At 64.0% G+C, this 12,447-nt stretch carries 12 protein-coding genes; 7 read left to right on the plus strand and 5 right to left on the minus strand.

Annotated elements, in window-relative coordinates:
* Positions 1–60: 60 nt before the first annotated feature.
* Complete coding sequence (locus tag FJQ89_RS04070) at positions 61–516, plus strand: tellurite resistance TerB family protein (protein ID WP_141169149.1); 456 nt, start codon at positions 61–63, stop codon at positions 514–516.
* Positions 517–548: 32 nt separating this feature from the next.
* Here the strand turns inward: FJQ89_RS04070 and FJQ89_RS04075 are convergent, their stop codons facing one another.
* The 4 genes from FJQ89_RS04075 to FJQ89_RS27970 form a co-directional block, all read right to left on the minus strand.
* Entirely contained in the window at positions 549–1,070 is a 522-nt protein-coding gene (locus FJQ89_RS04075; RefSeq protein WP_141169150.1) for a hypothetical protein, read from the minus strand.
* A gap of 93 nt (positions 1,071–1,163) precedes the next feature.
* Entirely contained in the window at positions 1,164–1,601 is a 438-nt protein-coding gene (locus tag FJQ89_RS04080; RefSeq protein WP_141169151.1) for a hypothetical protein, read from the minus strand.
* Positions 1,598–2,755, minus strand: coding sequence for a helix-turn-helix transcriptional regulator (locus FJQ89_RS04085; protein ID WP_168208361.1), 1,158 nt, complete (start codon positions 2,753–2,755; stop codon positions 1,598–1,600). The genes FJQ89_RS04080 and FJQ89_RS04085 overlap by 4 nt, the downstream gene beginning before the upstream one ends.
* 26 nt (positions 2,756–2,781) lie before the next feature.
* Positions 2,782–3,225, minus strand: coding sequence for a hypothetical protein (locus tag FJQ89_RS27970; RefSeq protein ID WP_168208362.1), 444 nt, complete (start codon positions 3,223–3,225; stop codon positions 2,782–2,784).
* Between the two features lie 324 nt (positions 3,226–3,549).
* Between FJQ89_RS27970 and FJQ89_RS04090 the strand changes: the two genes are divergently transcribed.
* The 6 genes from FJQ89_RS04090 (at position 3,550) to FJQ89_RS04115 (ending at position 10,644) form a co-directional block, all read left to right on the plus strand.
* Positions 3,550–4,233: a vWA domain-containing protein gene (locus FJQ89_RS04090; RefSeq protein WP_141169153.1), complete on the plus strand. Its 684-nt coding sequence runs from the start codon at positions 3,550–3,552 to the stop codon at positions 4,231–4,233.
* Positions 4,234–4,247: 14 nt separating this feature from the next.
* Positions 4,248–5,006, plus strand: a complete 759-nt coding sequence (locus tag FJQ89_RS04095) for a PP2C family serine/threonine-protein phosphatase (RefSeq protein ID WP_141169154.1) — start codon at positions 4,248–4,250, stop codon at positions 5,004–5,006.
* Complete coding sequence (locus tag FJQ89_RS04100; RefSeq protein WP_141169155.1) at positions 5,003–7,360, plus strand: hypothetical protein; 2,358 nt, start codon at positions 5,003–5,005, stop codon at positions 7,358–7,360. The genes FJQ89_RS04095 and FJQ89_RS04100 overlap by 4 nt, the downstream gene beginning before the upstream one ends.
* A gap of 9 nt (positions 7,361–7,369) precedes the next feature.
* Positions 7,370–8,716 (plus strand): toxin-antitoxin system YwqK family antitoxin, encoded by a 1,347-nt coding sequence (locus FJQ89_RS04105; RefSeq protein ID WP_141169156.1) that lies wholly within the window; start codon positions 7,370–7,372, stop codon positions 8,714–8,716.
* Complete coding sequence (locus FJQ89_RS04110; protein ID WP_168208363.1) at positions 8,701–10,062, plus strand: toxin-antitoxin system YwqK family antitoxin; 1,362 nt, start codon at positions 8,701–8,703, stop codon at positions 10,060–10,062. Before FJQ89_RS04105 ends, FJQ89_RS04110 begins: the two co-directional genes overlap by 16 nt.
* A gap of 243 nt (positions 10,063–10,305) precedes the next feature.
* Positions 10,306–10,644, plus strand: a complete 339-nt coding sequence (locus tag FJQ89_RS04115; protein WP_141169158.1) for a hypothetical protein — start codon at positions 10,306–10,308, stop codon at positions 10,642–10,644.
* Between the two features lie 69 nt (positions 10,645–10,713).
* Here FJQ89_RS04115 and nadB read toward each other — a convergent pair whose 3' ends face one another.
* Positions 10,714–12,327 carry an L-aspartate oxidase gene (gene nadB, locus FJQ89_RS04120; RefSeq protein ID WP_096235333.1) on the minus strand — a complete coding sequence of 538 codons (1,614 nt, stop codon included), beginning with the start codon at positions 12,325–12,327 and terminating at the stop codon, positions 10,714–10,716.
* Positions 12,328–12,447: the final 120 nt, after the last annotated feature.

The raw sequence follows: 12,447 nt of genomic DNA on the forward strand, positions 1-12,447 counted from the left end.
ATCTGTGTGGCAATGGTAGCCTGTAGCGCTGCCTCATCCGAACCAACCAGGAGAACCACCATGAGTTTCGATTCCTTTCTGTCCAAACTGAAGACCAAAGCAAGTGAACTGAAAACGGAAGCGCTGAAGTACAAGAACAAGGATTTCCTGAATGCCGCGATGGCGGGCTCGGCCCTGATCGCCATGGCGGACGGCAGCGTCAGTGCGGAAGAGAAGCAGAAGATGGTGAAGTTTATTGAAAGCAATGATGCGCTGTCGGTGTTTACCACCACGGACGTGATCAAGGCTTTCCAGGACTATGTCGGTCAGCTGGAGTTCGACAAGGATATCGGCGAAGCCAAGGCGTATCAGGCGCTGGGCAAGATGAAGCCGAATGTGGAGGCGTCGCGCTTGCTGGTGCGCATGATTATCGCCGTCGCTTCGTCGGACGGCAATTTCGACGCCAACGAGCAGCGCGTGGCCAGCAAGATCGCGCGCGAGCTGGGCTTGACTCCGGCGGAGTTCGAGTTGCAGTAACTTTCAAGCCAGCCGGCCACGGCTGGCCAGCCTTAGCTCTTGTCCCACCACGGCGGCGTGCCCGACGACCAGGGGCACGCCATTTCCACTTCGCGTATCCTGTAGCGGATCTCGATCACCTGGCCGGGGCTGAAGGGACCGCGTTTCCAGTCGCCGGAATCAAAGACGTAGCCTTTGCCCTTGATGCAAAGACTGGTTGGGTTGTTGCCGATGGGACCGGTCGAGTGCAGGGTGACGCGCACTTCGCCGTTGGCGTCCAGCGGGGCGTCGCCACCCGTGAACAGTGGATCCGAGCCAATGTCGCAGACAGTGGTGCTGCCTATCTTGCTGCAGTGCTTGATATACGTTTGCTGGCGCGCATTGGCCAGGTAATCGTCATGCCGCATCGGCTTGCCGTCGTCATAGGTAAAGCGCAGGGTCACTTGCGTGGGCTCGCTGGCCGGATGGCGCGTGGTGCTGGTGCAGGCGGCGCTGACCAGGGCCAGCAATGGCCAGGCCAGCAGGCGCAGGCTACGGCGCAGCAGGCGTGCTGGAATCTTTTCAGTCTGGGACATGGTGCTCCACGGAGAATGGCTGCGGCGGCGTCGCGCCGAAGGCGGCGATCATAGCACGCACCTATTTCCCCCCGGAGCACGCCTGCAGCAACGCTAGCGCGCCGCGATCGGCGGCGCCGCCACCCGTTCCAGCCGCATGCTGCCGTCGGCCACGCGCTGCGGCGGCACCATCATCACCAATTCCCCTGTCACCGTGCCGTCGCTGCGGCGGTCGATGCGCACCTTGAGCTTGCCGTCGAGGGCGACAAATACCTTGGGCGCGGCGGCGACGATGCGGTGTTCCTCGCCGTCGCCCACCTTGGCGTACAGCAAGCCGTCGTATTGGCGCAGGCGCAGGCTCTGGCCATTGGCCAGGGTGTACTCGCCCGCATATGGCTGGAAGTCTTCGCGGCTGAGGTAGCGGGGCTGGGCGGGCGGCGTGATGCGCAGCGACAGGGCCGGCACTTCGACCGTGCGTTGCGGCGGCAGCACCTGGGCCGTGGCCAGGGCGCTGGCGGCGATGACGATGATGGAAATCACGGTATTTTTCATGGTGAATACTCCTTTCTGGTGAATGGGCTGGCGCTCCGGTGGATCCTGGCGATCAGTTCGCCCTGGCGCGCCGTGCCCGTCTTGTCGTAGATGTGGTGCAGATGCGTCCTGACGGTGTTGATGGAGACGCCCGTATCGGCGGCGATGCGGTCGATGGCGGCGCCTTGCGCCAGCGCCTGGGCCACTTGCGCTTCGGCCTGTGTCAGTTCAAACAGCTGCTGCAGCGCAGGCACGGCGATGGCCGGCGCCTGCGGGTCGCGCGCCAGCACCAGGGCGCATGGGCGCTGGCTGGACTGGCCTTGCTGCGGCTGGAAGGGCGCCACCGTCAGGCACAGGTCGGGCGCGCCCGTGCGCGGCAGGCGCAGGGCGCTGGCCGCGGGCGCGGCGACCCGCCTGCCTTTGCCGGTGCCGATGGCTTGCCGCACGGCTTGCGCCAGTTGCGGCAGCGCGCACCAGCGGGGGCTGCCGCCAGCCGGGCAATGCAGGCTGCGTTCCAGGCCGGGACCGAACAGGGCCAGTGCGCTGGCATTCGCGTAGAGCACGTCGAGCCGGCTATCTAGCAGCAGCACGGCCGTGTCGAGCGCATCGAGCGCCGCGCGCGTGGTGCGTGCCTGCATGCCGCTCTGGGCCAGGCGGGCGCGGATGCGCAGGGCGCGCTGCAGGTGCGGAAGCAGCGCTTGCAGTTGCGCCTGCACCAGTGGGCTGTCCGCAAACGGCCCCTGCGCGTGCTGGCGGTGCACACCCAGCAGGGCAGTTTCCCCGGGCGCCAAGGGCAAGACCGCGCCGATGACGTGGTAAAGATCATGCGGGCGGCAAAAGTCGGCATAGAATTCCGTGCGCTCGAAATCGCGCGGACGAATGTGCTCCGCGCTGCCGTGTACCTGGCTCACGCCCAGGCGGTAAGCCAGTTTCGCCCAGATATCGTGCTGCCAGTAATACGCTTCATAGGCGCTGGTGGTCTCTTTGCCGAAGCGCCCCGCAGGATTGAGCAGCTGCGCGCCGCTGTCGCTTTGCAGTATCAGGCTGGTGTCACTGGCGCCGCCGAAGGCATCGGCCAGGTCGCGGCACAGCTGCGGCCACAGCGCATCATCGAGCGCCGCGTCATACAGGCGGGCGATCAATGCCTGCTGCGGCGCTGTCATCGGCATGTCCATGGCGTCCGCCAGCTCGTGCCACGCGATCAGCGGCCTGGAAAGCCCAGCGTGGCCAGATGCTCGCCCTGCGCGCTGCCATCGGCCAACTGGCGTGCCGGCACCACCATCACCAGTTCGCCGCCCACGCTGCCATCGTCGTGATGGTCGATGCGTACCTTCAGTTGGCGATCCAGCGCGACGAAGGCATTGCGGCTGGTGGCGACGATGCGGTGTTCGGGCTGGTTGCCGATGCGCGCATACATGATGGTGCCGGCGCGGCGCAGCTGCAGGGTGTCGCCATTCGACAGGTCGTAGGCGCCCGCGAATTTCTGGAAGTCTTCGCGCAGCATGTAACGTGGCTGGTCCGGAACGTCGATGCGCAGCGAGTGCGCCGCCACGTCCACGGTCTTGTCTTGCGGCAGGGTTTGCGCACTCGCCGCAAGGCAGGTGGCTGACAGGCCCAGCAATGTGCTCAGGATGATGGTTTTCATGATGTCGTCCCTCGATGGTTGAGTGCCCCTGGCGTGGCGCCCGGTCGGGCTGGCGTGAGGCTGAAGCCAGTCTAGGCAAGGGTGCTGCGCGGCGCATCATTCATCCGAATGAGATGGGGATTGATATTTTGCGGGGTGCGGCTATCAGGCATGGCCCCAAGGCCATCCGGGCATTCATCAAGTCAGGCCCGATTCTGGCGTCAGGCAAAATCGACCAGGGCGCCGCGTCAGCAAAAATCTTTCATCAACGCAATCTCGCGCGGCATGTCGCGGCGCGTGATGTAAGATTCGCACTATGTCCGATTTCACATTTTCCGATTGCCCATGAGTTCAATAATGATTCCCGACGTCGCCCTGGTCGACAATACCGAACAACGCACGCCGCTGGTGCTGGTGCTGGACTGTTCCGGCAGCATGGATGGCGAACCCGTCTCGCTGCTCAACGAAGGCCTGGCCTTGCTGGAACAGGAACTCAAGTCCGACGTGATCGCCGCCAAGCGCGTGCGCATCCTGGTGATTCAATATGGCGCCCACGATGAAGCCGTGGTCGCCAGCAACTGGTGCGACGCGATGGATTTCACGTCGCCCCGCCTTGAGGCGAACGGCACCACGCCGACCGGCGCGGCCGTGGAACTGGCGCTGGCGGAAATCGAGCAGGAAAAGCAGCGCTTCCGCGCCGCTGGCGTGGCGTACACGCGGCCATGGCTGTTTTTGATGTCGGACGGCGAGCCGACGGACCAATGGCAGCACGGCGCCGAACAGGCGCGCGCGGCCGAGCAGGGCAATAAAGTGGCGATCTTCCCCATCGCCGTGGGCGACCATGCGAATATCGATACGCTGGGGCAGTTTTCCAGCCGTGGCGAGCGCGGCGTGAAGCAGCTGAAAGGCTTGCAGTTCCGCGAATTGTTCCTGTGGCTGAGCGCCAGCATGCAGGTGGTGTCGCAGTCGCGTCCCGGCGCGCAGGCGCAGCTGGCCTCGACGGACGGCTGGTCTGTCGTCAATACGTGAAAGCCCGCTGATCCATGACTGCGGTAAAGGATACCTGGCGCGTGTTTGGCGCCTCCGTCACGGGCAAGGCGCACCTGGATAAAGCCATCCCTTGCCAGGATGCGCACGCGCACGCCGTAGTCAGTGGCGTGCTGGTGGCCATCGTTTGCGATGGGGCCGGTTCGGCCAGGCTCAGCGAGCAGGGCGCACAGTTTGTTGCCGCACAAAGCGTGCAGGCGCTGGCCGGCCGCCTGGAGCAGGGCGCCACCGTGCAGGACTTGCACGACGGCGCGCTGGCGGGCACGCTGGCGCAGATCCGCGCCGCGCTGGACGACATCGCCCGCGCCGCCAACGCCAGCTTGGACGACTACGCTTCTACTGTGGTGGGCGTGGTCATGGGGCAAGATGCCGGCTTCTTTTTCCACCTGGGCGACGGCCTGGGCGTGGCGCAGCTGGCCGACGGTAGCGAGCTGATCTCGCTGCCCGCGAATGGCGAATACGCCAACGAAACCTATTTTCTGTCGGGCGAGCGCTGGCGCGAACAGTTGCGCCTGTTGCCGATTCCCCAGTCCGTGCGCGGCGTGGTGCTGATGTCGGACGGCTGCATGCCCTTTGCCATGAGCAAGAACAATGCAGCCTTGTACGCGCCCTTCATGGATGCCGTGCAAGGCTATCTGCGCACGGTCGAGAGCGTGGAGCTGGGCAATGCGGCGCTGGCATCCACCCTGGCCGACCCGCGCACGCACCAGATCACGGGCGATGACAAGACCCTGCTGCTGGCCTTGCGCGCATGAGCCGGAAGCAAGGCGTGACGCCGGGCCTGAGTCCGGGCGGCAAGATCTGGCTGGATAAAGTCCGGACGCTGGTGCTGGGAAAACTGATTAAAAGCGGCGGCGCGGGCAGCGTGTATCTGCTGCCCGGCGCGCCCGCGCAGGTCGCCAAGCTGTACCACCCGCACCTGGACCGGGCCGCCAACCGGCGCAAGCTCGAAGCGATGCTGGAATTGTCGCCCGAGTTGCCCGATCAAGTGGAAAACGGCAAGCGCTACGTGCAGATTGCCTGGCCGCAAGCGGCCGTGTTCGACGGGCAGGGCGGCTTCGCGGGCTTCGTCATGCCCCTGCTGGACATGGCGCAGACGGCCGAGCTGGAACAGATCATGCAGGAGCGGCAGGCGCGCGCGGCCGGCTTGCCCACGGGGCTCGGTCCCAAGCTGACCCTGGCCGCCAACCTGGCCGCCGTCATCGATGCGCTGCATCAGCAGCAGCATTACGTGGTCGACCTGAAACCAGTGAACTTGCGCTTTTATCGCGATTCGCTGTACATCGCCATGCTCGATTGCGACGGCTTCAGCATCCAGGGCCATGCGGAGCGTTTTCCTGCCGAGCAATTCACGGCCGACTACCTGGCGCCGGAATTCCAGCGCAAGGGCATGCCGGCGGGCACGGAAATGGCGCAAGACCGTTTTGCGCTGGCCGTCGTCATCTTCCAATTGCTCAACTTCGGCATCCACCCGTACAGCGGGCGGCCCGGCAATGTCCAAGTGGCGACCGATATTCCCGGGCGCATCCGCGACGGCTGCTATGCGTATGGCGTCAAACGCCACAAGCAGCTGGCGCCGAACGCCACCAGCGGCCATGCGCTGATGCCGCCCGAACTGCGCGCCATGTTCGACCGCGCGTTTTCTCCATCCCCCAAACCGCAGCGGCCGTCGGCGGCGGACTGGGCGCAGTTGCTGCGCGCTTATGCACAGCGCAGCGGCGGCAAGCTGGTCGTTTGCGCCGTGAATCCCGAACACCAGCATTTTGCCGGCCATGGTTGCGCCGCCTGCGCGCGCGACAAGGTCATCGTCGCGGCCGGGCAAGCGTCCGTGCAGGCGCAGCAGATGCAGCTGCAACAGCAATCGTTGCCGCAGCAGCGCAGCGCGCGCCGCACGCACCATACGGCGCCGGGGCAGGCGCCGGTCGCCATTCCCGCCGCCAATGCGGCCGGAAACACTGGCGGCGGCATCACCGGCAAGGGCTGGGCCGTGGTGGTGCTGCTGATCGTCCTGTTCCTGATCGGCTTTACGGCCTGGACCTCGTCGCCCGATGAAGCCAAGGCCAAGGCTGAGATGCAGGCGCAAGCCGAGCAGGCGGCTGGCCTGGAAGTGTTTCGCTGGCGCACGCGCAAGGCGGCCGGTTTCCAGCCGTCCGATGCGCGCAAGGCTGTGCGCAGCCTGTCGCAAGCGATCAGCAAGGGCGACGATGACGCCGTCACGCGCGGCTTGCAGCTGTTGTACCGTTCCGGCCAGGAAAAGCCGTCCGGCTACGGCGTCGACCGCACGCAGGCGCAGCTGCGCGCCTCGTTGCTGGAGGGCCTGGGCTGGGTGCCCGGCTATGAGCCGGGGCTGGTCGCAACCTATCTTGACCTGCTACAAGCGAACCCGCGCGACCATCTGGTGGCGGCGGCCATGGGCCGCATGCATCTGAGCCTGAACGAACCGCAGGCGGCGCGCCAGTACTTCGAGCAAGCCGTGTGGGCGCACCCGACGGATGGCACGGCCTGGCTGGGCATCGCGGCTGCGGCGCAGCTGCGTGGTGGCGACGAACGCGATGCCGTCAACCTGGTGGCGCTGGCGCAACTGACGGCTTACCGCTACGCCGTCGAGCATGCCTTGCCGGCCGAACCGGGGCAGCCGGCCGACAATGGCGTCGCGCGCATGACGCAGCGCATGGATCTGAACGCCAAGGTGCTGCGCCTGGCGCAGCCGGGCGCTTACCAGAAGCGCTGGGACAAGGTGCTGGCCGAGGGCGCGCTGCTGGCGGCCAAACTGAAGGCCATGCCGCCCTTGCGGGACCAGGTCGGCGGCGTACAGCGCGAGACGATGACGACGGTTGCGTATGGCGTGCTGGACGAGAAGCATGCAAGGGGTGAAAACCGCCTGACCCTGACCATCGCGGCAGATGGCAGCCTCAGCTATGCGGCGGCCGAGTTGCCGATGGAGCCGATGCTCAACAAGGTGCTGCTCGATAGCGTGAAGCGCTGGACCTACCTGCCGGCCGTGCAGCACGGTCAATTGCGCGATGCCGAGGTGGTGGTGCTGGTGCGCTACCGCGATGGCCGGGTCAGCTTCGTGCCGGGCGGCGTGGCCGCCACGACGGAAAATTAAAGGAATAGCATGAAAATCAAGACCCTATGCGCCGTGCTGGGCGCCTGCTTGCTGAGCCCAGGCATGGCGCAGGCGGACATCGTGCAGCGCCTGGTAGTGACAGCCATGGCGGCCGAGCCAGATAGCGAAGGCGGCGATGTGTTCAGTATTGCGGGCACGACGGCCTGCGGCGGCAAGCAGATACGCATGGATGCCCGCTCGGTGAACCTGGACGACGCGCCATACGACGCGCTGAAAGCCGGGCTGGCCAAGCAGATCCGCAGCAAGACGCCGATGCTCATCACCCTGAAAAAATGCCCGGACGATGCGAGCGTGCCCATCGTGCGCCACATCGCCGCCTGCACGCCAGCCACCTGCACCGATGGCCGGGCGCGGCTGTACCTGCACGAACGTTTCTTCCCCATCGAGCAAGAAAAAGCACCGAATGTGCTGCTGTTGCCCTTGCCGAAAGGCAAGCCGCCTGGCACATGGAAGGTGGATATTGTCAGCGTGGCCGGCGACAAGCTGCGCCTGTCCGGGCACGTCAACAAGGCCGATTATGCCTCCGGTGAGCTGGTGGGCGGCTATGTCACGTATTACCCGAACGGCAAGATCGAGAAACAGGTGGCGCAGGATGGGCAGGGCCGGCAGGATGGCGCCACCAGCCTGTATCGTGCCGATGGCAGCCTGGAATCGCGTGGCAACTGGCGTCACGGTTTGCCGGAAGGCACGCACCAGCAATATCACGCCACGGGCAAGCTGCGCGAGGCCAGCGTGTACCGCGAGGGCAAGCGCGTGGACGGTCCCGTGCAGACGTTTGACGCAAATGGCAAGCTGAGCACCAGTTTTGTGCTGCGCGATGGACGCATGGAAGGCGAGCTGCTCGCGTATTTCCCGGATGGAAAAGTAGCGGGCCGCACGCAAGTGAGCAAGGGCAAGTTCAATGGCAGCAGCGCCGAGTACTATCCCGATGGCGCCGTGCGCGCCAGCATGACGCTGGTCAACGACCTGCCGGTCGGGGAAGCGCTGGAGTTCTATCCGGACGGCAAGGTGCAAAGCCGCCAGCAGTATGGCGACAAAGGCGGGCTGCTGAGTATCCAGCGCTACAGCCCGCAGGGCGTGCTGGTGCTGGAGCGACGCTGGGATGCGCAATGGCGCGAGCAGGGCACGTCGCGCTCGTGGTACGAAAGCGGCAAGCCCGAGCAGGCCATCGACTACGTGAACGACCGGCGCGACGGCTGGAGCCGCAGCTGGCGCGAGGATGGCAGCCTGAAGAATGAATGCCGGTATGTGGCCGGCAAGGCACAGGGCGACTGCGGCGAAGCGCCGCCAGCGCCGGAACTGCAGCGCAAGGAGCAGGCATGGCGGGCACTTTGAAACATTTGTTTGGCGCCATGCTGCTGTTGCCGGCGCTGGCCCACGCCGAGATCGTGCAGCGCCAGGTGATCACGGCGATCCAGGCCGCGCCCGGCAGCGGCGATGTGCTGACGGTGGCCGACGACACGGGCTGCGGCGGCAGGCAGCTGCGCATGGATGCTGCATCGCTAGGATTGAGCGAGGAGCAGTATGGCGTCATGAAGGCCGAGCTGGCCAACATGATACGCGACAGGAACCCCTTGCTCGTGCGCCTGCGTGCCTGCCCGGCGCCAGACCGCGCTGGCGTCGATGCCATTCCCGTCATCCACATGTTGCGCGGCTGCGATGAGCACTGTGCCGATGGCAAGGCCCGTCTTTACCTGAACCACAACCTGTCGCGCGGCGAGGTGATGGAAGAGGCGCGCTATGCGCTGCTCCTGCCGCTGCCGCCAGGCAAGATGCCGGGCACCTGGCAAGTCGAGATCTATCACGTGCGCGAAGGCGAACCGAAGCGGCTGATCGGCCAGGTCAACGCTCCCGATTACCTGCGCGGCAAGCTGGTGGGCAACTACAGCATGTATTACCCGCACGGACAGGTCGAGATGCAGGTGGCGCGCGATGGGCGCAGCGTGCAGGAGGGTGTGCAGACCCTGTATTACCCGGACGGCAAGGTTTCCATGCGCAACACGTGGCGCAATGGCGTGCAGGAGGGGGAGGAGCAGACTTATCACCAGAACGGCAAGCTGATCGAGTCGCGCACCTACCGTAACGGCACCCGCGCCGATGGTCTGGTCGAAACGTTCAACCAGGACGGAAAGCTGCGCACGCGCATGACCCAGGTCAAGGACCAGACGGAGGGCGAACTGCTGCTGTTCTATCCGGATGGCACCGTGGAAAGCCGCAGCCAGTATGTGAACGGCATCCAGACGGGACCGAGCATCGGCTATTTCCCGGATGGCAAGGTACAGCGCACCGCCACCTACGTTGACGGCAAGCCCGCTGGCGAGAGCGTCGAATATTATCCGGACGGCAAGGTCGCCAGCAAGCGCACGCACAGCGACCATTATGTGTTGCGCAGCGAGCAGCGCTTCAGCCGGGCCGGCGTCTTGCTCGTGCACAAACTGTGGAACGCGGGCGGACGCGAGGAGGGCGCCTTGCGTTCGTGGTATGCCGATGGCAAGCCGAGGCAATTGATCGAATACGTCGATGGCGAGCGCCAGGGCTGGACGCGGCACTGGCGTGCAGATGGCGGCCTGGAGAGCGAATGCCGCTATGTCGCCGATGTGGCGCAGGGGGAGTGTAACGGGGCGTCTGCCAGGATGTCGTACACGGAGGATGGGATTGAGTTTGAGATGCCGAAGGCTTGATACTTGACGTGTATTCCAACGGTGCTGCGGCAGTTTGATAAATACTGTAGTTTTCTGGATGGTTGCATATTTGCTACAGAAAGTCAGTCAATTGGCTCTATTAGTAGTGGAAAGATAGGCTTTATCTCTGGTCTACGGGAATTGGCCTATAGTCAGCATACCAAAAAATATAGCCTCAAGGAAACGGCAATCTTTTTTGCGGGCGCAACGACACGCCACGATGCCGGAACTTGAAAGAAGTAAATGATTAAATACTTAGCGATATCAATGGTGTTCTTCACCAGCATTGCGAGTGCCCAAGTGCATGTAAATGGGTACACGAAAAAAGATGGAACTTATGTGGCACCTCATCATAGAACCGCACCTGACAGCACCATTTCGAATAATTACAGCACTCAAGGCAATGTCAATCCCTACACCGGTAAGGCTGGAACTGTTCCCAATCAAGCAGATAGCTCTTACGGATATCAGCCTCAGGCAAAGCCAGCACCACGCCAAGAGATTCAACCACTGCAACCGCTACCATCGTTTCAACCAACGCAGCCGCTGCCACAGCCGTCTGTATGGGGAACGCAAAAATAAACGAGAAGCGTGGTCTGACGAGCCGCCAGGGAGTATGCCAGTGAGGCATCTCCCCGATCACGAATAAGTTTACCGGTGCGGCGGCGTCAGCACGCTAGCTATCGCCTTCGGCAAGGTTTCCGGATAATCGCGGCTGAAGTGCAGGCCGCGGCTTTCGCGGCGGGACAGGGCGCTGTTGACGATCATCGAGGCCACGTCGACCAGGTTGCGCAGTTCCAGCAAATCGTGCGTGATGCGGAAGTTGCGGTAGTACTCGTCGATTTCTTCCTTCAGCAGGGCGATACGGTGCTGGGCCCGTTCCAGGCGCTTGGTGGTGCGCACGATACCCACGTAATTCCACATGAAGCGGCGCAGCTCGTCCCAGTTGTGGGAAATCACCACTTCCTCGTCCGCATCGGTGACGCGGCTTTCATCCCAGTCGGGCAGGTACGGCGTGCCCAGCTTTTCCTTGCTTTCGATATCCTGCGCGCAGGCGCGGCCGATGACGATGCATTCCAGCAAGGAATTGCTCGCCAGGCGGTTCGCGCCATGCAGACCCGTGCAGGCCGTCTCGCCGACGGCATACAGGCCCGGCAAGTCGGCGCGGCCCGCCAAGTCTGTTACCACGCCGCCGCACGTGTAGTGGGCGGCCGGCACGATGGGGATAGGCTGCTTGGTGATGTCGATGCCCAGTTCCAGACAGCGCGCGTAAATGGTGGGGAAGTGCTCGATGAGAAATGCGGCCGGCTTGTGGCTGATGTCCAGGTGCACGTAGTCGAGGCCGCGCTTCTTGATTTCGAAGTCGATGGCGCGCGCCACCACGTCGCGCGGCGCCAGTTCGGCCCGCTCATCGTGGGCCAGCATGAAGCGCGTGCCGGCTGCCGCGCCCGCTTCGGGCGGCAGTTTCAGCAATCCTCCTTCGCCACGGATGGCTTCGGTGATCAGGAAAGACTTGGCATACGGGTGGTACAGGCAAGTCGGGTGGAACTGGATGAATTCCATGTTCGACACGCGGCAGCCCGCGCGCCAGGCCATGGCGATGCCGTCGCCGCTGGCCGTGTCCGGGTTGGTGGTATATAAATACACCTTGCCGGCGCCGCCCGTGGCCAGCACGGTGTGTTCGGCGGCGAAGGTGTGCACCTTGCCCGTTTGCTCATCCTGCACGTACAGGCCGTGGCAATGCGGTTGCGCATTACGCTGGGTGGGCTTCATGCCCAGCTTGTCGGAGGTGATCAGGTCGATGGCGCAATGGTGTTCGAACAGGCTGATGTTCGGGTGGGCGCGCACCTTTTCTTCCAGGGTCACCTGCACGGCGTGCCCGGTGGCATCGGCCGCGTGGATGATGCGGCGCTGGCTGTGTCCGCCTTCGCGGGTCAAATGAAAACCCAGCTCGGCCGAGGCATCGCGCGTAAATGGCACGCCTTGCTCGATCAGCCATTCGATCGCTTCGCGGCCGTGCTCGACGATGTAGCGCGTGGCGCTTTCGTCGCACAGGCCGCCGCCGGCGATCAGGGTGTCTTCGATGTGCTGCTGGTGGCTGTCGCCCGAGTCCAGCACGGCCGCGATCCCGCCCTGCGCCCAGTTGCTGGCGCCATCGAGCAGCGCGCGTTTGGAAATGATCGCGACAGTGCGCGTTTCAGCTAAATGCAGTGCAACCGATAAACCCGCCAGGCCACTGCCGACAATCGCTACATCAAATTTCATGACATTCATCTCTTTTAGGGGAAGCATACTATATGCCATTTCCCCTCATTCGGTAATGTGTTGAGATAAATTATGCAAGCGAAAGATAGCTGGGGCCGTAGCTTGTGACGCATCAATGTC

The organism is Janthinobacterium tructae (assembly GCF_006517255.1).
Taxonomy (GTDB): Bacteria; Pseudomonadota; Gammaproteobacteria; order Burkholderiales; family Burkholderiaceae_D; genus Janthinobacterium; species Janthinobacterium tructae.

Bases quoted from the DNA above. Each gene is read 5' to 3' on its own strand.
- FJQ89_RS04100 (WP_141169155.1), top strand. From the start codon at position 5,003: ATGAGCCGGAAGCAAGGCGTGACGCCGGGCCTGAGTCCGGGCGGCAAG.
- FJQ89_RS04095 (WP_141169154.1), top strand. From the start codon at position 4,248: ATGACTGCGGTAAAGGATACCTGGCGCGTGTTTGGCGCCTCCGTCACG.
- FJQ89_RS04085 (WP_168208361.1), bottom strand. From the start codon at position 2,755: ATGGACATGCCGATGACAGCGCCGCAGCAGGCATTGATCGCCCGCCTG.
- FJQ89_RS27970 (WP_168208362.1), bottom strand. From the start codon at position 3,225: ATGAAAACCATCATCCTGAGCACATTGCTGGGCCTGTCAGCCACCTGC.
- FJQ89_RS04105 (WP_141169156.1), top strand. From the start codon at position 7,370: ATGAAAATCAAGACCCTATGCGCCGTGCTGGGCGCCTGCTTGCTGAGC.
- FJQ89_RS04090 (WP_141169153.1), top strand. From the start codon at position 3,550: ATGAGTTCAATAATGATTCCCGACGTCGCCCTGGTCGACAATACCGAA.
- FJQ89_RS04075 (WP_141169150.1), bottom strand. From the start codon at position 1,070: ATGTCCCAGACTGAAAAGATTCCAGCACGCCTGCTGCGCCGTAGCCTG.
- nadB (WP_096235333.1), bottom strand. From the start codon at position 12,327: ATGAAATTTGATGTAGCGATTGTCGGCAGTGGCCTGGCGGGTTTATCG.
- FJQ89_RS04115 (WP_141169158.1), top strand. From the start codon at position 10,306: ATGATTAAATACTTAGCGATATCAATGGTGTTCTTCACCAGCATTGCG.
- FJQ89_RS04080 (WP_141169151.1), bottom strand. From the start codon at position 1,601: ATGAAAAATACCGTGATTTCCATCATCGTCATCGCCGCCAGCGCCCTG.
- FJQ89_RS04070 (WP_141169149.1), top strand. From the start codon at position 61: ATGAGTTTCGATTCCTTTCTGTCCAAACTGAAGACCAAAGCAAGTGAA.
- FJQ89_RS04110 (WP_168208363.1), top strand. From the start codon at position 8,701: ATGGCGGGCACTTTGAAACATTTGTTTGGCGCCATGCTGCTGTTGCCG.